Annotated in this window: 17 protein-coding genes and 2 pseudogenes; 13 read left to right on the top strand and 6 right to left on the bottom strand. The window is 54.2% G+C overall.

The window, feature by feature from the left end; genetic code table 11:
- Positions 1-26: 26 nt before the first annotated feature.
- Together QMP16_RS22190 and QMP16_RS22185 are read right to left on the bottom strand one after the other, a co-directional pair.
- Positions 27-1,667 (bottom strand): sulfatase-like hydrolase/transferase, encoded by a 1,641-nt coding sequence (locus QMP16_RS22190; protein WP_282154175.1) that lies wholly within the window; start codon positions 1,665-1,667, stop codon positions 27-29.
- 24 nt (positions 1,668-1,691) lie between these two features.
- On the bottom strand, positions 1,692-1,934 hold the full coding sequence (locus QMP16_RS22185) for a hypothetical protein (protein ID WP_282154174.1): 243 nt from the start codon (positions 1,932-1,934) through the stop codon (positions 1,692-1,694).
- Positions 1,935-2,172: 238 nt separating this feature from the next.
- Between QMP16_RS22185 and QMP16_RS22180 the strand changes: the two genes are divergently transcribed.
- The 3 genes from QMP16_RS22180 to QMP16_RS22170 all read left to right on the top strand — a co-directional run bounded on the left by QMP16_RS22180 (position 2,173) and on the right by QMP16_RS22170 (position 4,462).
- Positions 2,173-3,411: an adenylate cyclase gene (locus tag QMP16_RS22180; RefSeq protein WP_282154173.1), complete on the top strand. Its 1,239-nt coding sequence runs from the start codon at positions 2,173-2,175 to the stop codon at positions 3,409-3,411.
- Between the two features lie 137 nt (positions 3,412-3,548).
- The gene (locus QMP16_RS22175; protein WP_282154172.1) at positions 3,549-3,866 is read left to right on the top strand and encodes a hypothetical protein; all 318 of its coding nucleotides are present in this window, start codon (positions 3,549-3,551) and stop codon (positions 3,864-3,866) included.
- 182 nt (positions 3,867-4,048) lie between these two features.
- Entirely contained in the window at positions 4,049-4,462 is a 414-nt protein-coding gene (locus QMP16_RS22170) for a CHAP domain-containing protein (protein ID WP_282154171.1), read from the top strand.
- A 214-nt stretch (positions 4,463-4,676) separates the two neighbouring features.
- Here the strand turns inward: QMP16_RS22170 and QMP16_RS22165 are convergent, their stop codons facing one another.
- Positions 4,677-5,600, bottom strand: coding sequence for an AraC family transcriptional regulator (locus QMP16_RS22165; RefSeq protein WP_282154170.1), 924 nt, complete (start codon positions 5,598-5,600; stop codon positions 4,677-4,679).
- Positions 5,601-5,764: 164 nt separating this feature from the next.
- Here QMP16_RS22165 and QMP16_RS22160 point away from each other — a divergent pair, with 164 nt between their 5' ends.
- The gene (locus QMP16_RS22160) at positions 5,765-6,577 is read left to right on the top strand and encodes an SDR family oxidoreductase (RefSeq protein ID WP_282154169.1); all 813 of its coding nucleotides are present in this window, start codon (positions 5,765-5,767) and stop codon (positions 6,575-6,577) included.
- A 27-nt stretch (positions 6,578-6,604) separates the two neighbouring features.
- Complete coding sequence (locus tag QMP16_RS22155) at positions 6,605-7,450, top strand: SDR family NAD(P)-dependent oxidoreductase (protein ID WP_282154168.1); 846 nt, start codon at positions 6,605-6,607, stop codon at positions 7,448-7,450.
- 540 nt (positions 7,451-7,990) lie between these two features.
- Here the strand turns inward: QMP16_RS22155 and QMP16_RS23705 are convergent.
- Together QMP16_RS23705 and xylB are read right to left on the bottom strand one after the other, a co-directional pair.
- The gene (locus tag QMP16_RS23705; RefSeq protein WP_432653430.1) at positions 7,991-8,173 is read right to left on the bottom strand and encodes a hypothetical protein; all 183 of its coding nucleotides are present in this window, start codon (positions 8,171-8,173) and stop codon (positions 7,991-7,993) included.
- Between the two features lie 649 nt (positions 8,174-8,822).
- Entirely contained in the window at positions 8,823-10,259 is a 1,437-nt protein-coding gene (gene xylB, locus QMP16_RS22150; RefSeq protein WP_282154167.1) for a xylulokinase, read from the bottom strand.
- Between the two features lie 120 nt (positions 10,260-10,379).
- On the opposite strand from xylB, the gene QMP16_RS22145 reads away from it, so the two are divergent.
- From QMP16_RS22145 to QMP16_RS23700, 8 genes and pseudogenes are all read left to right on the top strand, one after another.
- Positions 10,380-11,405 carry a LacI family DNA-binding transcriptional regulator gene (locus QMP16_RS22145; RefSeq protein ID WP_282154166.1) on the top strand — a complete coding sequence of 342 codons (1,026 nt, stop codon included), beginning with the start codon at positions 10,380-10,382 and terminating at the stop codon, positions 11,403-11,405.
- Positions 11,406-11,499: 94 nt separating this feature from the next.
- Positions 11,500-12,801 carry an ABC transporter substrate-binding protein gene (locus tag QMP16_RS22140; protein WP_282154165.1) on the top strand — a complete coding sequence of 434 codons (1,302 nt, stop codon included), beginning with the start codon at positions 11,500-11,502 and terminating at the stop codon, positions 12,799-12,801.
- A gap of 107 nt (positions 12,802-12,908) precedes the next feature.
- Positions 12,909-13,775 carry a carbohydrate ABC transporter permease gene (locus tag QMP16_RS22135; RefSeq protein WP_108859810.1) on the top strand — a complete coding sequence of 289 codons (867 nt, stop codon included), beginning with the start codon at positions 12,909-12,911 and terminating at the stop codon, positions 13,773-13,775.
- A 12-nt stretch (positions 13,776-13,787) separates the two neighbouring features.
- Positions 13,788-14,618 (top strand): carbohydrate ABC transporter permease, encoded by an 831-nt coding sequence (locus QMP16_RS22130; RefSeq protein ID WP_113791433.1) that lies wholly within the window; start codon positions 13,788-13,790, stop codon positions 14,616-14,618.
- 12 nt (positions 14,619-14,630) lie between these two features.
- Positions 14,631-15,635 carry an ABC transporter ATP-binding protein gene (locus tag QMP16_RS22125; protein ID WP_282154164.1) on the top strand — a complete coding sequence of 335 codons (1,005 nt, stop codon included), beginning with the start codon at positions 14,631-14,633 and terminating at the stop codon, positions 15,633-15,635.
- Entirely contained in the window at positions 15,632-16,405 is a 774-nt protein-coding gene (locus QMP16_RS22120; protein WP_282154163.1) for an L-iditol 2-dehydrogenase, read from the top strand. Before QMP16_RS22125 ends, QMP16_RS22120 begins: the two co-directional genes overlap by 4 nt.
- Positions 16,405-17,916, top strand: coding sequence for a mannitol dehydrogenase family protein (locus QMP16_RS22115; RefSeq protein WP_282154162.1), 1,512 nt, complete (start codon positions 16,405-16,407; stop codon positions 17,914-17,916). Before QMP16_RS22120 ends, QMP16_RS22115 begins: the two co-directional genes overlap by 1 nt.
- A 346-nt stretch (positions 17,917-18,262) precedes the next feature.
- A pseudogene (locus QMP16_RS23700) lies at positions 18,263-18,355 on the top strand (IS6 family transposase); the annotation flags it as partial.
- A gap of 867 nt (positions 18,356-19,222) precedes the next feature.
- Here QMP16_RS23700 and QMP16_RS22105 read toward each other — a convergent pair.
- Positions 19,223-19,907: pseudogene (locus tag QMP16_RS22105) on the bottom strand (IS6 family transposase).
- Positions 19,908-20,071 lie beyond the last annotated feature (164 nt).

Below are 20,071 nucleotides of genomic sequence, written 5' to 3'. Positions count from 1 at the left end.
GCTTTGCCACCACCATCCCAAGTTCGTTATTGCCAACTGGAAAAGACTTCTCTGGTCAGTTCGCTTTCAGGGCGAAGATTCTCGATACCTTCGTAAGGAACACCCTTTCCAAGTGGCAGATGCGGGTGTCTGGCAATGGTTTTTTGATGGCGCTTGACCATGTCCTGAAAGGACGCGCCGGACCACAGAGAATACCCGACAAGGGGATGTTCTTCACGCGGGTCGCGGTAGACATTGAAAACTGGTGCCGCCGCGCCCGGCTGGCCCGGGGCAGGCAGGTGCATTTTAAACTCCTGCTTGACCACCGAGCGTAAGACCGGCCCCTCGTACACATAGACGTAGTCGCGGCGCGAGTTGCCTTCGCCTTCAAGCAGCAGCGCGGTCTGGTCAATCCCGTCAATCACACGGTCGCGTGGAATACGGTCGGTCGCACCTGCGATCCGGGCAAAGGTAGTGAACAGATCTGAGACATGCACGATATCGCCAGCTGCGCTTCCCGGCTCGATTACTCCAGGCCAACGGATAAATGCATCAGTACGCACGCCACCTTCCAGGTGCTGGGTTTTGCCGCCGCGGTAAATCAGCTGGTTCAGGCCTGATGTCCCCTCGTAGTGATACATCAAGCCATTGTCAGCCATGATCATGACGACGGTACTATCTGACTTGCCGGTTTCATCGAGCTTGGCCAGAACTTCGCCGATCCAGCCGTCCAAAATCTGCAACTTGTCGGCATGGAAGCCGCCATTGCGGGAAACGGCTTCATCAGGATAGGCAAAGTTCAACGGATAAAGCGGCCAGTATTGCATGAAAAACGGGTCGTCCTGCGAAGCCAGCTGCTCCAACTGCTCCAATGCCTGACGCTGATAGCGCAGGTTCATTTCTTCGTATTTCGCCTGTGTCCATTCTTCGCCCGGCGCTATGTCGACTTCGCGAGCAAGGCCGCCCGCTTCACCTTCAACGCCAGTTACGAGGCCGTAAGGTTTGAACCGCTCGTCCAACTGGAATTGGTTAGACTGACCCGACGCATGGAAGCCAAGCATGTTGTTGGCAACCATCGCATCCCGTGTCATCAAGCTGAGCTGAACCTGCTGATGCAAGGGAAAGGCCGCCCAGTCAAATCCCTGATTGTGCGGGTAGGATTGTTCAATATCGCCCTGATGCCATTTCCCGACATGGGCGGTGTTGTACCCTTCTTCCTTCAGGATTTCGGCAATCGTTACCTCTTCGGACGCCAGGCCTTCACCGACCAAAGCAACCTTTACTTCCTCCACGCCCGCGCGCACCGGATGACGACCGGTCAACATCGCCGTTCGTGTCGGCGTGCAGGATGGCTCGGTATACATCCTCATCAAGGACATGCCTTCTGTGGCAAAATCGTTGATGTTGGGCGTATCGAAACCGGTGACGTAGTTCATCGTCCGGTTGCCCATCTGACCGAAACTGACATCGTCAATCAGAATGTAAAGAATATTAGGTGGTTTGCCGCCATTGGCGCCACGGATCTCGGAAAGCTTCGCTTCGATCTCCGTGTCCTGCGCGTCCCATTGCTCTCCAAATTGTGCGCGGAGAAAGTGGAATTCTCCATCATGAATGATGGGCGCATTCTGAGCGAAGCCCGCGCCAGCCATCAGCACCATGGCAGAGGCATGTTTCCATATTGATCTCATCGGTATCCCTTCCCCATTTTCGAATTACATCTTTCCTGCGCGCCGCAGGGACTGGGCGATTTCATCCCTAAGACCATCCAGGGTCTCGCAGATGTCGCATTGAATCTGATACGATTGGCTTCCCGGCTCAGCATTCATGGAGAGATACTCGTCGGTGAGAAGCTGGTAGTCTTGGCAGATCTCATCGAACACAGTGTCCACGCGCCGTAAGTCCGCAATTGCGGCCTGGTGGTCGGGAAACAGCGTATCAAGTTCGAGGCCTTTCAATTTCGATGTCTCGTTCGATAGATCAGCAGATATACTGGAGTGTTGGACGAATTCACTTTTAACAATAGGTATATCGGGGCATAATACGGTGTAGTCATGGATGTAACTCGCTGAAAATATGGAAGTATTTAGAGACAAGTCACCTCCTCTGAATGAGGGCATTGCGCCTGACGCTGAGGATGTGCGGGCCGCACTTCAACGACTTGTCAGATCCTCGACTTTCGCGGGTTCTCAGCGATTGCAGGACTTTCTTGTCTATGTGGTCGAAGAATCGCTCAACGGCCGGGCGGATGAAATTCGCGCCAAGACCATCGCCATGGATGTCTATGGTGGGACGGTGGCAGAAATGGCGCGGCGCGAAAACGTGGTGCGAGTGGACGCCGGTCGCCTGCGTCGCAAGTTGGTTGAATACTATGCAAAAGATGGCCGCGACGAAGGTACTGTTTTCGATCTGCCAAAGGGTGGATATGCGCCAGAGATATCAATCAAGTCGCCAGAGACGGCTCAACCCGGGTTACCTGAACCGAAAGCCAGCCCGCGTACCTGGCCCGGTCCGGTCATCGGGATTGTAGGAGCTTTCATTCTTCTATGCGGTGCTGCAGGCTTCGCATTGCTTTCGACAACGCGTGAAGTTCCGACCAGTTTGCCTGTTGAAGGCTTAAGCCGCGATGAGCGTAGCGCTATTTTTGATGCGTCCCCAATGCGACTTCAGGCCGTGAATCTGGCCAATTCGGGCCGCGACTTGATCTTTCCCGCGTTGGAGCCTGCGCGGCTGAATGCAGCCTTGACCATTTTTAAAGCAGCAATCGAAAGCGACGACAGCTATTTTGGGGGTCATGCAGGGGCCGCGCAGGTTGCATCAACTATTTCTTTGTTAACTTCAGATACCGATCTGTCTCGTGACATGTTGCGTTATGCTGACACGCAGGCCAGCAGAGCGATTGAGCTGGCACCTGAATCGGGGTGGAGTCAAACCGCAAAGGCCTGGGTTGAGTTTACCAAAGGAAATTGGCCAGAAGCTGTGAAGTTTTCTTACAGAGCACAGCGGTTGGCACCCAACGACGTACATGTGTTAGAATTCGTGTCATTGGTCCTGCTCTATTCGGGTTCGTTCGAACAAGTTGTGGAAATCGGTGAAGAGACGCTGTCGAAAGTCGTTCTGAACCGGGGTTATGTGTTTCAGAACGCCATGGGGTCTGCAAAATTCCATCTGAAGGATTTAGAAGGCGCAGTTTCTGCCTTTGAACAGGTAACCGAAAAAGGCGGACCTGTCGGCCCTGTTTCTGTTGCTTACCTGATGGCGGCACATCAGATGTTGGGAAACGAAAGCAAAGCCAAATCCCTTTCGGAAAAGCTCTCGCGTGAGTGGCCCGACAGTCGCGTGGATATATTGTTTCAAAGATTGTTTAAAAATCCAAAATACGGTGTAGAACTTGGCGACGCTATGAAACGAGCCGGTTGGAGGCCAAAAAGCTGAAGACAACTATTTTCTTTGGCTTTCAGGGCCGTTCTGGATCAGGCGGGTCTCGACGAATATGGTCAGGTTAATTGATCTTCACTCTTTGGGCTCTGACGTCTTCCATCGCCAAAACCTTTCAGTTGAGAGATCAATGGATGTCCATTCCATCAGATCCCGATATCTTACCTTCTTCACGCGGCGGGCATTCCTTCTCCAATATGTTGCACAAAGCAAGAACGGCAGGATGGATTCGTGAACAACTGCATGATTCCAAAAAATCGAGAGCTATCTCTGCACCGCTGAATGACGACAACAAGCCCAGTGCTGCCTACTTATTCAAGCGCAGCATTCATAACTATTGGTGCATATGTGCCTTCCATCTCAATCCTTGGGCTAAGAACGGCACAGGGAACTGGCGACATTTTTCTGGGGAATTGGCATGTTTCTCTTCATTCTCGATCAAGTCATCGTAGAACCCCGTTAGTCTTCGAACAGGCAATGAAGCGTCTTGCAAAACAGCGCCCACAAAACAAATACGATTTGGCCGCGCATATCCGGTAGCGCCCGAACCGCGATTGCGATTGGGTTTTTTAGTTTTGTCTCCGCCTGCGCCGAGCGCCCATCCGATGCGGACCTCAATCCGGAACGTCAGTCAATGGCTCTGCGCGAGGTCGCGCAAAAGCAAGCCCGGGGGCAAAGGGTGTGGTGCGTGCCCTACGCACGGAACCTCAGCAGTATCAAAATTCGCGGCAATGCCAAGGATTGGTGGGGTCGGGCGCGCAGCACTTTTGAACTGGGCAATGAACCAGCTGTCGGAGCGGTGATGTCGTTTCGAGCAACCAACGTGATGCCCCTGGGTCATGTGGCTGTCGTGTCCAGTATTGTCACGGACCGGGAAGTCATCGTGAATCACGCCAACTGGCACCGAAACAAGGTATCGTTGAAAATGGGCGTCAGGGACGTATCCAAACACAATGACAAGACCTTGGTCCGTGTCGAAACCCAACCGGGCCGATATGGCAATTTCTACCCAGTGAACGGGTTTATCTATCCGAAAGATGACGGGTAGCTCAATTTCTCTTCGCGTCTGCCGCGAGGCATGGGAATGCGCCACGAGCGTTTCCTGCTTCGGCCGTGAAGCGCAGACACTATCCAATAGTGCAGCGAAGTCAAAGGTCGGTATCGTCCGCAAGTCGTGAGCTCACTGACACCGTAATATTGCACCCGATGCAAATATCGCGTAAGCGGGCTACGCCCTCTAAGCTTCGGCTGGCTGCCAGACGTCAACGTGGGGCCGGGTCTGCAATACATTGCTGTTGCTCGACAGGCGCTATGTTGCGGTCTTGACGCGGCGATTTACCAAATTTGCGAGAGTATTCCCGGGAAAACTGCGCCGAACTTTCATACCCAACCCTTAACGCAATGTCTGATACTTTCGCCCTTGTAGCCCGAAGCGCATCCCGCGCCCGAAGCAAACGCAAGTCTTTCTGGTATTGTAAAGGCGACGTCCCGGTTATTGCCTTGAACTGTTCGAAAAAAGCTGAGCTACTCATGCCGATACGCTGTGCCAGATCGCCGACTACAATTGTCTCCGACAAGTTGCTTTGAATTTCACGGGTCGCCTCGTTAATACGACTGGCTGCGCTGTCGTGCCAAAGAAGCCTTAGAAGGACATCAGCGTGACGTCCGATTAATAGTCGGGCATGGATCTCGCGGGCCGTGATCGGGGCCAACAAATGACGCGTGTTCTTTGCTTTGCACTGCACAAAGTATCGCAACAGTGCATCTTCCAAGCCTTCATCCATGTCGCGTCGGAAAATGGAAAACGGGTCTGATGCAGCTTTATCAAAGGTTGGCATCACGGCGGGTGCCAAAGACCGCAGCAGATCAAGGTCTAGCGGGAAGACCAGCGCGATATAAGGCCGATCAGGCGATGCCTCCGTAATCCGGGAAACAACCGGCAAGGCATGGCTCACGATCAGGGACTGACCGGCGCGCACTTTGAGCAATTTTGCACTGGTTCCAACTTCCTTCGCGCCTTGCAGGATCAGGCAAAAAAGCGGGCGATAGACTGTTGCATCCAGATTGGTTGTCACTTCATGCCGCAACAAGTGTGTGTTGGTGTGCACATCGTGAATTGCGCCCCGCTTCACGCCAGCAGCGTCCAGGATTGAGGCCACATGTGACAATAACGTCTGACTGGTCATGTTCGTTGCCTGTGCCATGTGGCGACGGATACCACAGTCGGATATTCAGTTTTATCTAAAAACCAAAAATTCTGGAGGATCGTGCAAGAAATATGGACAATTCAGAAAGATTAACGCGCTCTTTTTAAGTATTGTGTTTCGATCAGGTCGAAAAGGGCTATGACATGAATACAATTCTGATCACTGGTGCCTCGTCTGGCATCGGGGCGGCAACAGCCAGACAATTTCAGGCAAACAGTTGGAATGTTGTCGCCACAATGCGCGATCCTTCTGGCAGCGCCGAACTTGGCAAGCTCGACAATGTTCACCTGACACGCCTCGACGTGACAGATGCGGGGTCAATTGCTGCATCTGTTGCAGAAAGCATTGACCGTTTCGGTAAGATCGATGTCCTTCTCAACAACGCGGGCTACGATGCCTACGGCCCGCTTGAGGTGTTCCCGATGGATCGCATCCGGCGGCAGTTCGACACCAATGTAATCGGCCTTTTGGAAGTCACAAAAGCCGTTTTGCCTCATATGCGCGCAATCCGCGCAGGCACTATTATCAATATCTCATCCATCGGGGGGCAGGTCGCGTTCCCGCTTGGCACAATTTATCATGGCACAAAGTTCGCCGTCGAAGGCTTGTCCGAAGCGCTTCACTACGAGCTTGAGTCGCTCGGCATCTGTGTTCGTATTGTCGAACCGGGCATGATCAATACAAACTTCGGAGGCAGTTCGTTTGATTTTGCTATGGACGACAGCATTAAGGACTATACGCCGACGGTCGAAGCCATGGATCGCCTGTTTGGTAAACTGGCGTCAAAGCCGTCCGCACCCGAAGCCGTGGCCGACGTGATTTGGAAAGCAGCCAATGAAACGGGAAATCGCCTGCGTTTCCGAGCTGGCCCGGATGCTGAAACGCTTCTCGATAGACGAAAGGCCCAGGACGATGCGATGTTCATAGACGGCATTAAGGACTTGATGGCACCGTAACCGCGCCAAGCACAACAGGAGGCTCAGATGATGTATAGAAGAGCAATTGAACAAGGTGGTTTGGCCGTTGTTACCGGTGCCGCAAGCGGTGTCGGAAAGGCAGCAGCACAGAAGTTTATGGAAGATGGGTTGGGCGTTGTGCTTGTTGATCTACCCGGCGAGGCGCTGGAAACCGCTGCTGCGGACCTGAATGCGATATCACGTGCATCTGTCAGCGTGACGGCGATACCAACTGATGTTGGCGACGCCACCGCCGTGCGCGATTTGGCAGATCAGGTATTTGCGCTTGGTGAGGTTGCGGTCCTGATGAACAATGCCGGGATCGCAATTCCCACCGGCAGTTGGGAGAAATCGGAAAACTGGCGCAAACTGCTGGAGGTGAACCTTTTTGGTGTCATGAACGGCACCCATGCCTTCCTGCCGCGGATGATAGCGGCAAACCACCCTGCTGTCGTCATCAACACCGGTTCAAAGCAGGGGATCACCACACCACCCGGTAACCCGGCATACAATGTCAGCAAAGCTGCGGTTAAGGTGATGACAGAGATGCTGACCCATGACTTGCGTGAAGCCGATGCATCCATCTCTGCGCATCTCTTCGTGCCGGGATTCACCTATACCGGTATGATACAACGGTTCATGCCCGAGAAGCCTGATAGCGCCTGGACCAGCGAACAGGCGGTCGAATATCTTGTGCAGCGCATGTCTGCCGGAGATTTTTACATCCTTTGTCCGGATAACGATGTCTCTGTGGAGCGCGACATCAAACGCATAGAATGGGCCTTGGGAGACATCACAAACAATCGCCCGGCCCTTTCCCGCTGGCATCCTGAATTTTCGGATGCATTTGCCCAGCACGAAGCCTCTGGCTAAGTGTCCCAAACGGCGTGCTAACGAGAAAATCTCGTGATCCTTGGTGTCTCTGCGTTGGAGTTCAGATTCCATGAGCGTAGCAGTCCCAGCAGACTGTTAGTTTTCCGGGTATCCAATTTTGTGATTGCAGCGAAAGTCCGGCGTGAAGGCCCGCGCCATAGAGTCAGAGATGGTCGTTGGATGCCGGCTTTGGGCCTTTTTTGTGGGCCATTGACCCTGGATTCCGCTCTCGTTTCTACTGCAAAGCAAAGTAGTTTCAAACCTTCAATGGGGCGGTTTGAGCAGGATAGGAAGCTGATCGGCACATTGGTTACTAGCGCCGCAGTCTTTTGGTGTCGTAGGGTCGCAACTCATCGTGCTTGGACATGCATTGCTAAGTAAGTAGCCTCGACGCGACACAGACTGTCATAACCGGTGTTTCGCCGGTTGCCATATCCTGATGCACCTTGGTCAAGTTGGGACTGACCCAGCTCTCTGTTTCGGGTGGGTAAGGTTTAGAAACTGTTTCTGTTCCTTCTGTTTATTTGTTTGCGGTCCAAATCAGCCGAGCGGAGCCTTTGTGGAGCACAAGCGAGGCAAGAAAGGTGCTGCAGTTAAGACAAGAGCAGCAGTCGAAGTCAATCCGCCAAGGGATGTTTGCGGTCTTTGTTTGTTGCAGCCGGTTCTCCAGGTTCCGATGATGTTGCGGGTCCCGGCGAGATTGCCGAAGATGTGTTCATTCAGGCACTCATCTCTCGGACGTTAAGTCAAGCTTTCGACGGAGGTGTTCTGCATGGGCTTATCGGACGCCATGTAGTGCCAGTACACACTAGTTTCCTGACGCTACGTCAGAACAGAATGAGGGGTCATTTCCAACCCATTGTCAGAGACGATCACGTCGGGCTGGTCACACCTATGGATCTGGTCATCCGGTTCACGGATCATTTGCGCAACTTACAACGAATAATCCAAGACAGTTGCAAATGCTCCACGGGACCCGGGTAAACACGATATGAGAGGTGCCTACGTTGAGCGTTTTTTAGCGGCAGCACTGGATTCTGAAATTGGGCTCCGATCAGTCAAGCCCAACCAAGCTCGGGAGGTCGGCACCGAAACCGGTTGTTTTCCTGGGCGGCATCCTAAATAGCACTTTTTTCGCAAGGCGGGTCCAAATTGCGGCATCACTAAATTTCTGTAGCTGATTACGACTGCCGGTTGGTCGCAGCACTCTGACTATCTCGGGATCAATCCCCAAATCGAACGGAGCAACAAAACAGACTTAAGACCAACTTTTGCAACCGGGAAAATTCCTTAACTTGCGAGAGAGGATAATCGGTTATCCTAAATGACGAAAAGCCGATTTGCGCGGTCAACGCCAACGATTGTACCAAGGTCAATCTACTGCCTTCACTGCAGTGTAGAGCCGGCGAAACAGCCTCAGTCTGTCGTGCAGCGCACCGGGATTAACGGGCTCAAACCTGTCTTTTGTCTGGGGCTGAACCGCCAGATCGGCAATGCCAAAGGTACCAACTCCACAGGCGGCCAAAAGGGCTGCGCCATAGGCGGGGCCAGAGTCCGATCCTTCTGAGCGTATCACCGGCTTTCCTGTCACCGATGCAATCAGGCCCAGCAAGAGGTCCGATTGACTGCCACCGCCGATGGCTGCCAGTTCCGGGAGATTGTCTATCGTGTCTCCGAAGCTCTGCGCGGCGTCAGCAAAACAAAAAGCAATTGCTTCGACTACGGAACGGCAGAGATCCGCGCGCGTTGTCGAATCCTCAAGACCAAAGAAACAGGCGCGAATATGTGGATCCCCAAGTGGGCTGCGTTCACCCGTCAAATACGGCAGGAAAATCGGCCCGCGATCACCGCTGACCGTTTCAGCAAGCGCAACAACTTCGGCAGCGGACAGCTCCAATTGACCACCAATCCATGAAATCGGCCTTGCGCCGTTCAGCATAGCGGCCATTTGATACCAACGGTCGGGCAATGTGTGCGCAAAAGCATGCACATAGTGTTCAGGATTGGGCTTGAACCGACGGTCCGCCACGAACAACTGGCCGGACGTCCCCAGTGAAATGAACCCACGTCCCGGTTCGGTGGCGCCCAGAGATACCGCCCCGGTTGCCGCGTCTCCGCCTCCGGCAACGACGGGCACGCCAGGTTTCAGCCCGGTTTCAGCTGCGGCTTGCACCGTCACGGTTCCGACGACGACGTGACCGTCGAAAACCTGCGGCAGCCAATCGGGCGCGACATCTGTGGCTTCGGCAACTCCGACATGCCATTTTCGCGATGCCTGATCGAGCCACATTGTACCGGCTGCATCGGAAGTGTCGGTTGCCAACTCTCCATGCAAGCATAACCCGATGTAATCCTTGGGCAGCAGGATATGAGCAAGTCGAGCATAGTGTGCCGGCTCATGTTGTTTCAACCAGGCGATTTTGGGTGCCGTGAAACCCGGCAAAGGGAGAACGCCAGCGATATGACCAATCTGCGGTTGGGCTGCGCGCAGTTCATCGCATTCACGTACCGCTCTGCTGTCATTCCACAGGATCGCCGGACGGATCGGGCGCAGATCGCGATCCAGCAAAACGGCCCCATGCATCTGACCGGACAACCCGACGGCCTGCACCTCAGACAGCGTGACTTGTTTTGCAAGTTGGCTCAATGCATCGCGCGTCGCCTGCCACCAAATATCCGGGTGCTGCTCTGACCAACCAGGCTGTGGCGAGGAAGTCTTTATGTCTATTGAAGACGTTGCAAGAATTCGATCGGTATCCGCACAGACAAGTTTGACCGCTGACGTTCCGATATCAATCCCGAGAAACATTCAATCCCCTTGCCCGCAGAAACGCCCGAACCTTGCATGGCTATTGATTTTTTAGCGCGCGCAAAGAATATGTAAAAATATGATAAGATCAAGGCGGCTCAGATCCGCAGGCAGACTGACATGACCAAAATAAAAAATATGGAAGAGTTCGCAGCCCTCAGTGGCATCTCGCGGCCTACGGTATCCAAGTACTTTCACGATCCCGACAGCGTTCGCCCGACAACACGGGCCCGTATCGAAGAGGCGTTAGAGCGGTTCGACTATCGCCCCAATATTTATGCGGTGAACCAGAACCGGAAGCTGACCAAGAATATCGGCATCGTCGTGCCCTATCTGGCTGATCCGTTCTTTGCTGAAATCGCGCGCTATTTGGAACAAAGCTGTATCGCGGCGGGGTATCGCCCGTCCCTCTTTAGCTCTCATGGTGGACAAAAACTGGAAAACGACATTCTGGACGGGCTGCAATCCATGAAGCCTGCCGGGGTTTTGTTGGCGCCATTGGGGCGGACCTCAGACCAATCAGTGATCGAGAGGTTCTGCGCCAATGTGCCGACCGTATTGTTCGACAGTAACCTTGATGGTCTGGGTGCCGCGTTTATCGGGTCGGACAATTTCAGCTTTGTGTCGCAAACCGTGGAATACATGATCCGGACGGGCGAGCCCCCGTCCTTCTTCGAAATGCGAACACCTGCAAACCCGAACGCCAATAAACGCCGAAAAGCCTATGTTGAAGTCATGGAACGTCTCGGGTTCGAGCCGCATATCATCAAAGTCGACGGTAAGGGCTGGGCGTTTGAAGAGATCGGTCACAAGGGTGCCCTGAAAGTTCTGGCGGAAAATGAGTTGCGAACTAACTCGGTCCTGTGCAGCAATGACCGGCTGGCAATCGGCTTTCTGGCGGCCTGCTACGAGCAAGGGATTCGGGTCGGTCGAAAGGATGATTGCGCGCTGCGTCTGGCTTCAAATGACGATCATCCCTTCGCAAAATTTACGTGCCCCTCTCTGACCACGGCTGCCCATGATTACGACAACGTTGCCGGGCGTAGCGTCGAAACTCTGTTCGAACTCATTGAAAGTGGAGGGAAATTTGAAACGCGGTCGGAAACGTTGTTCCCTGCAAGGCTGGTATTGAGGGATTCCGCGTAATCTTAAAAATTAACGCGCGTAAAGTTTTCATTGACGCCGCGACAATTTTTGCATTACGTTCTCTGTACGACATCCAAGCTCAGGGAGGACAGGGATGTATTTGAGAAACGCACTTCGTGCGGCGACTGCAATGACACTCGTCGCGACGGCAGCAGCCCATGCGGATACCTTAACAATAGCGACCGTAAACAACGGCGACATGATCCGGATGCAGGGCTATACCGATAAATTCACCGAGGCGACCGGCATTGACGTCGAATGGGTGACGTTGGAAGAAAACGTGCTGCGTCAGCGCGTAACGACCGACATCACGACCAAAGGCGGTACGTTCGACATCATGACAATCGGCATGTATGAGACGCCGATCTGGGGCGCGAATGGCTGGCTGGTGCCGCTGGATGGCCTGTCCGAAGAATATGACGTTGGTGACATTCTGCCAGCGATGGCAGGTGGGTTGAGCCATGACGGAACGCTTTTCGCGGCACCGTTCTATGGTGAAAGCTCGATGATCATGTACCGCACTGACCTTATGGAAAAGGCGGGCATGGAAATGCCTGAGGCGCCGTCCTGGCAGTTCATCAAAGAGGCCGCCGCCGCGATGACCGACCGCGACGCCGAGATCAACGGCATCTGCCTTCGTGGCAAAGCCGGTTGGGGTGAAGGTGGAGCCTTTATCACTGCGATGTCCAATTCATTCGGTGCCCGCTGGTTTGACGAAGAATGGAAGCCTCAGTTCGATCAACCCGAGTGGGCAGATACGCTGAATTTCTACGTTGAAATGATGAACGAATCCGGTCCGGCCGGCTATGCCACCAATGGGTTTAACGAAAACCTGTCGCTGTTCCAGCAGGGCAAATGCGGCATGTGGATCGACGCGACAGTTGCGGCTTCGTTCGTAACCAACCCGGACGACTCCACGGTCGCGGATCAAGTAGGGTTTGCGCTGGCACCTGACACCGGATTGGGCAAACGGTCCAACTGGCTTTGGGCGTGGGCACTGGCTATTCCTGCCGGTACACAGCAAGAAGACGCTGCTAAGCAATTCATCGAATGGGCGACCTCAAAGGACTACATTGAGCTAGTGGCCGAAAGCGAAGGATGGGCAAACGTTCCCCCGGGTGCACGTACGTCTCTGTACGAGAATCCTGAATACCAAAAGGTTCCGTTCGCCAAGATGACACTGGACTCAATCCTGTCAGCTGATCCGAACAGCCCGACGGTAAAACCCGTCCCTTATGTTGGCATCCAGTTTGCCGCGATCCCGGAATTCGCAGGCATTGCCACACAGGTGAGCCAGGAGTTCTCGGCGGTATATGCCGGACAGCAAACGGTTGAGGAAGCACTTGCCAAAGCGCAGGCTTTCACAGCTGAAGAAATGGAAGCCGCCGGTTACTGAGGCATCCTCCCAACGGGTGGGCAGAAGTCTGCCCCCCCGTTCAACCCTTCCACAATTCGCGTTTTTCTCGCAGGCTGAGTTACGCCTGAACAGAGAGGGTTTGCGTTATGGCTACTCAACATTCTCGATCAGTTGCCCGCCTGATGATGGCACCCGCAGTGGTCCTGCTGCTTGGCTGGATGCTCGTGCCTCTGACGATGACGCTGTATTTTTCTTTCAAGAAATACCTGCCGCTGCGTGGAGGTGATCTGGGCTGGGTCGGGTTCGACAACTACGTTCGCTTCGTGTCCTCCAGTTCCTTCTGGCCCGCGGTTCAGGCGACTTTGGTGATCGTTGGCGGCGTGCTGGTGATTACGGTCATTCTGGGCATTCTGCTGGCCATGCTGCTGGATCAGCCCATGTGGGGGCAGGGCGTTGTCCGCATCCTTGTGATCGCGCCATTCTTTGTCATGCCGACCGTATCAGCGCTGGTCTGGAAGAACATGTTCATGGACCCGGTGAACGGTTTGCTGGCCCATCTTTGGCGCTTTTTCGGGGCCGAGCCGATTTCGTGGCTGTCCGAGGCTTCGATGACCTCGATCGTTATGATCGTTTCCTGGCAGTGGCTGCCCTTTGCGACGCTGATCCTGCTGACCGCGATCCAGTCTCTGGACAGTGAACAGCTGGAAGCGGCCGAGATGGACGGCGCGCCGGTTCTGAAGCGCTTTTATCACATTATCCTGCCGCATCTTGGTCGTGCCATAACGATTGTGATCCTTATCCAGACGATCTTTCTACTGTCGATCTTCGCCGAGATTTTCGTGACCACCGGCGGCGCCTTCGGCACCCGTACACTGACCTACATGATCTTCCAGCGCGTGTTGGAAAGCCAGAACGTTGGCCTCGGATCAGCCGGTGGTGTCTATGCAATCATCCTTGCCAATATCGTTGCCATCTTCCTGATGCGCATTGTCGGCAAAAACCTGGACGCGTGAGGAGACAAAACCATGGCCCGCACCGTCACGACACAACGCAAAACACTAAACACTGCCCTTGCCTGGGCCGTAGGTCTGCTGATCTTTTTCCCAATCCTCTGGACGATCCTGACCAGCTTCAAGACCGAGGCGCAGGCGATTGCAAGCCCACCGATCTTCCTCAACTTCGATTGGACGCTCGAAAATTACGCCATCGTGCAGGAACGCTCTGACTATATGCGGTTTCTATGGAATTCGGTCATCATCGCAGGCGGATCGACCGTTCTGGGTGTGATCGTTGCGATACCCGCAGCCTGGGCGATGGCCTTTGTTCCGTCCAAACGCACCAAGGACATTCTGTTGTGGATGCTGTCCACAAAGATGTTGCCCGCAGTTGGTGTTCTGTACCCAATCTACTTGCTGTTCATTCAGCTGGGTTTGCTGGACAGTCGCGGCGGGCTGGTCGTGGTGCTGATGCTGATCAACCTGCCGATCATCGTCTGGATGCTCTACACCTATTTCCGCGAAATTCCGGGGGAAATCCTTGAAGCGGCACGGATGGATGGTGCGACGCTGAAAGAGGAGATACTTTATATCCTGACGCCCATGGCCATCCCCGGCATCGCCTCGACAGTTCTGTTAAACTTCATCCTGGCCTGGAACGAGGCGTTCTGGACCCTAAACCTGACGGCCGTCGATGCGGCCCCGCTCACCGCATTTATCGCCAGCTATTCCAGCCCCGAAGGCTTGTTCTTTGCCAAGCTCAGCGCGGCCTCGACCATGGCGATTGCACCCATCCTGATCCTTGGCTGGTTCAGCCAGAAACAACTTGTCCGCGGCCTGACTTTCGGCGCTGTGAAATAAGGAAGACTTCGTATGGGACGTATTCAACTCAAGTCCGTGACCAAAAGCTTCGGCGACGTAGAGGTCATTCCCCCGCTGGATCTGACCATCGAAGATGGCGAGTTCACCGTATTTGTCGGCCCCTCGGGTTGCGGCAAGTCCACTTTGCTGCGCCTGATTGCGGGACTGGAAGACATGACCTCTGGCTCCATCGACATTGACGGCGCCGACGCAACAGACGTGCCGCCTGCCAAACGCGGGCTGGCGATGGTGTTCCAATCCTACGCCTTATATCCGCATATGACCGTTCGCAAAAACATCGCATTTCCGCTGCGCATGGCGAAACTGGATCAGGCCGAAATCGACAAGCGAGTCGAAGGTGCGGCAAGCGTTCTGAACCTGACCGACTACCTGGATCGCCGTCCCGGCCAACTGTCTGGCGGGCAACGTCAAAGGGTGGCCATCGGTCGGGCTATTGTACGCGAACCGTCTGCGTTCCTGTTTGATGAGCCGTTGTCGAATCTGGACGCCGCCTTGCGCGTTGGTATGCGGCTGGAAATCAGCGAACTGCACGAACGTCTGGCGACCACGATGATCTACGTCACCCACGATCAGGTCGAGGCCATGACTATGGCCGACAAGATCGTTGTGCTTCAGGCAGGTGTGATCGAACAGGTTGGCAGCCCGTTGGAGCTGTACCGTACGCCGCGCAACCTGTTTGTTGCAGGCTTCATCGGTTCACCCAAGATGAACTTCATCGAAGGCCCCGAGGCAGAAAAGCTCGGTGCCCAGACCATCGGAATTCGCCCTGAACACATTGCGGTGTCTGAATCTGAGGGAGACTGGTCCGGCGTCGTAAGCGTTTCTGAGCACCTCGGCTCGGACACTTTCTTCCACGTCCACGAAACAGGGTTGGCCGAGACCATCACCGTCCGTGCAGATGGCGAGGTCAGCTTTCGCCACGGCGACCGTATCCATCTGACACCACGCTCGGATGTCATTCACCGGTTTGACGCGAAAGGTCTGCGGTTCGAATGACGCGTCTGACCGGCAAAACTGCCCTTATCACCGGGGCCGCGCGAGGCATCGGACTGGCGTTTGCCAAGGCTTATGTGGCAGAGGGCGCACGCGTAGCCATCGCGGACATAGACGGGCAGCGTGCACAGGATGCAGCAACTGAGATCGGCGCGGCCGCGTTGGCCGTCGAGATGGACGTGACCAGCCAACAAAGCATAGAAGACGCCGTTGCGCGAACGGCTGCACATTTTGGCCCAATCGACATTCTGATCAACAACGCAGCGATCTTCTCCGCCGCTCCAATCGTTGAAATTGAGCGTGCTGACTACAATCGCGTTTTTGATATCAACGTTGCTGGCGCGCTGTTTACGATGCAGGCCGTTGCGCGCCACATGATTGATCACGGAACCAAAGGTCGGATCATCAACATGGCATCGCAGGCAGGGCGTAGGGGCGAGCCGTTGGTCGCCGTGTACTGTGCCAGCAAGGCCGCGATCATATCTTTGACCCAATCGGCGGGGCTGAACCTGATCTCTCATGGGATCAACATAAATGCCATTGCCCCTGGTGTTGTCGATGGCGAGCATTGGGATGGTGTTGATGCGTTTTTCGCAAAGCACGAAGGCAAACCACTGGGCCAGAAGAAACGCGAAGTTGCTGCAGCCGTTCCCTATGGCCGAATGGGCCGGGCCGAAGATCTGACTGGGATGGCCGTATTTCTGGCTTCTGACGATGCAAAGTACATCGTCGCACAAACCTACAATGTCGATGGCGGAAACTGGATGAGCTGATGGATCCTGTGGCGAATGCAAACCCTCCGGTATGGTTACGGCGAAATAACCTTTCAGACCTGCCTGCGACGGTCAGAACCCCGGTGTATGAGCATTCGGATCTGACGCCCGGCATTGTCCATATCGGACTTGGCAATTTTCATCGCGCGCATCAGGCCTGGTATATTCATCAGTTGATGCAGCTGGGCCAGGCCCATGACTGGGCAATCATAGGGGCCGGTGTCCGAAGCTATGACGCCGACATGCGAGAACGACTGCTGGCGCAAGACTGCCTGACAACGCTGATCGAACTGGACCCAAACGGAATGTCCGCCGAAGTGATTGGCCCGATGATCGATTACCTGCCGATCGAAGACGACAATGCCGCGCTTATCCGAACGATGACCGACCCTGCCATTCGGATAGTTTCGCTGACTGTAACCGAAGGTGGGTATTTTCCGGATGCCGACACTGACGCGTTCGATACGGATCACGCAGACATTCGGCACGATGCCGAGAACCCGGACCAGCCGCGCACGGCTTTCGGCGCTATTGTTGCGGCGCTCAGGCAACGGCGTACAAATGGTTTGAAACCCTTTACCGCTCTCAGCTGCGATAACCTTCAAGGCAACGGTGGAATTCTGCGAAACTGCGTTGTTGGTTTGGCGCGTCTATCCGACCCGGATCTGGCCGATTGGATCGATCAGAATGGCGCGTTCCCGAACTCGATGGTGGACTGCATCGTGCCCGCAACGACCGAGCAGGTCGTATTGCAATGCCGTACGCTTGGCGTCGATGACCGTGCTCCGGTCACGCATGAGAACTTTCGCCAATGGGTGATAGAGGACAATTTCTGCGCTGAACGACCGCCCCTTGAGCAAGTTGGAGTAACCTTGACGCAGAACGTCCACAGCTATGAAGCGATGAAACTGCGCATATTGAACGGCGGCCACCAACTGCTCGCAAATGTCGGGGAGATTCTGAATGTGCCCACGATTTCAGACTGCATGCAGGACCCGGACATCGTGGCGTTTTTCAGGAAAGTTCAGACGGAAGAAATTCTGCCTCAGGTCGAAGCCGTCCCCGGAACCACTGCCGCCGAATATCTTGGGTTGGTTGAGAGGCGGTTTTCCAACACCACCATCCACGACACAACACGACGCGTGGCGTTCGATGGATCGTCACGACACCCGGGTTTCTTACTGCCGTCGCTGCGCGATGCACTTGCGTCCGGGTCGTCCGTAAATGGGCTTGCGCTGGCCGAAGCGTTCTGGTGCCGGATGTGTGCAGGCATTCGCGAAGATGGTTCAGAAATTTCCCCAAACGATCCCCATTGGGAGCATTTGCAAAAAACCGCACTGGCTTCCAAGGCCAATCCGATTTTGTGGATCGAACAAAGCCAGTATTTTGGTGACTTAGGACGCGACACGCAGTTCACAGACGCTTTTTCCACCTGGCTGGCCGCGATTTGGCAACGTGGTTGCCGCGAGGCGATAGCTGACTTTTCCACTCTGGAGCCAAAGTCCCGCTAACCTTCCTGCCGGCATGTTTCAGGCTATTACCTGAGATGAAGCCCAACTTTGCACGAGGCATTGTCAAGTTGTTGAAACGGTTTTGCTGTTATAGCGCGATGCCATGTTGAATCTGTCTGATCCATGCCACCTCAAGGGTTTCCGTTTGTCGCGTTCGGCCATTGGCTACGCGGTATGGGTTTACCATAGAACTGCGCTCAGTCTCCGTGACGTTGAGAATCTGCTGGTCGCGCGGGGCATTACTGTGCGCTACGAAGTGGTTCCGGAAAATACAGCGCGTTTTGGCGTCCAATTCGCCGCGATAGTATAACTGGCCCCAGAGATTGATCATCGCCTGCCCAATGGATTGAACGATCGTGCTAAGGCTTCACACAGACATACGCGGCGGAGAGAAAAGATAGTGGGCCGGTTCAAGTCACCCTCTCAGGCGCAACGGTTCTAATTGGTCCACAATCTAACCCCACCTTGTTCCGCCGCAAACGCAACCGTCTTTCAGCTTGTTCTTATCGCCATTCACGAGCGGACGCCCTCAATCTGTGGGCCAAATTCATCGGCCATCTAACCGCCTAAACTATCCCGACCTGGCAACTTTCAGTCAAATAAAACACCCTGACAATGCCTACAGCCCATATCGCCCGTCTATACGGTGTCATTCTGCCCCTGGCCTCCATAAACCCCTGTAGCGGAAGGGGTGTCGGAACAGAAACAGTGTTTGTCAGGCCAAAATCAAATTTTTTCGAGTCTCCTGAGTATCCGCCAAAAGAAAATGTCCACTGAAGCAATCACTCACCTACGCGCAGTGAAGTTGCATATTGCCCGGGATCAACGTTGGCGACGGAAGACGCGGCATTGCGGGGTTTATGTATATGATGGCATCAGCGAGCGGCGGCAAACTTCGCAACATAATTTACAATGTCATTAAAGCTGTCTTCCTGCACAAAATGCTTCCCATCAATTTCGTACCATCAGTCAAGTCCGAGTGCATCGCTGTTCTTTGGTGTCATGTCAGACATCCTGAGTGCTGGATCAAGTCATCCTAGATCACTTGCGCAGCATAGTTTCGTTGCTGCAGGCTTGTCCTGATACGTTGCTCGAATTCTTCGGTTCGCCTGAATCCTCGCATGATCTCAGGAACGCCTGCCCGCCATCCACACGCTTTTGCAGTTTTCCGTATGCCAAAATTAAAGGTAGCCCGGTTTGCGTAGCATCCTTCGATAACGCATGAATGCCCACAAGACCGGCGGATTCATTGGCGCAATTGATCCGTTGCAGAGTTTTAGGGAGGCCAAAGGGATTTGGGATTACTTTAGGTATAGATAGCCAACTCAGAGAATTGACGAAACGAACGGATTACAAGCGACGATTGGCCCTTGCGGATCAAGTGATCTACTTCGTTTCATTCGAGCGTTGCAGCTGCTGAAGCGAAGCCTTTGAACCCCAACATTGGCCGCATGCGCCTCTTGATGCAACAGTGGCCCGGCCCGACGATGTTGTCTAAGTATTTCCGCCTCACCACTTCTATTGGTATCGGACAGCCGAAGCTCTTCAGCATTTTGTTGGTAGCCTTGAGGCTCGAAATGTTGGCCCCGCTTCTGTTGATCACAATCTTCTTCGGCAACCAATTGGTCTCCAACATCCGAGAAAAAAACGCCGTGGCGGCCGGTTTGTTTCGACGAGAAAGCATGAGATCAAGTGTCCTGCCATGCTTATCGACTGCTCGACAAAGATGGACCCACGCCACTTTCACTTGGGTGTCAGTTTTATCCATTCTCTCGGAGCGGTTGCATGGTCGTTTGCGGCCGGGGCCCTGTTTCTGCATTCGCGGCGAAATACCGTGTGGCCCACCGGTTCAGCATGGTGTGATCAACAGAATCGTCACTCTCACGCATGATTTCTTCCAGATCCCGGTATGACACTCCATAGGAGACATAGAATAGCACCGCGATCAGGATAGCGTCCTTCGGATATCGCGAACCTTTGAAAAAGATCATGAACTGGCTTTCGACTTGATAATTCCGGAAGTCATCCACCCGCTGGCCACGCGTGCGTCAATGGCCAAAAGTTTGCAACTGATCCGCTGCGGAATAGATTGCCCTTTGTAGAAGTGTACGATCTGCGTGTCGTCTTGATGCTTGGCGATGTGGTCACAAACTGC

The organism is Ruegeria atlantica (assembly GCF_947495585.1).
GTDB lineage: Bacteria > Pseudomonadota > Alphaproteobacteria > Rhodobacterales > Rhodobacteraceae > Ruegeria > Ruegeria atlantica_G.
This window is presented reverse-complemented; position numbering and strand designations above follow the sequence as displayed.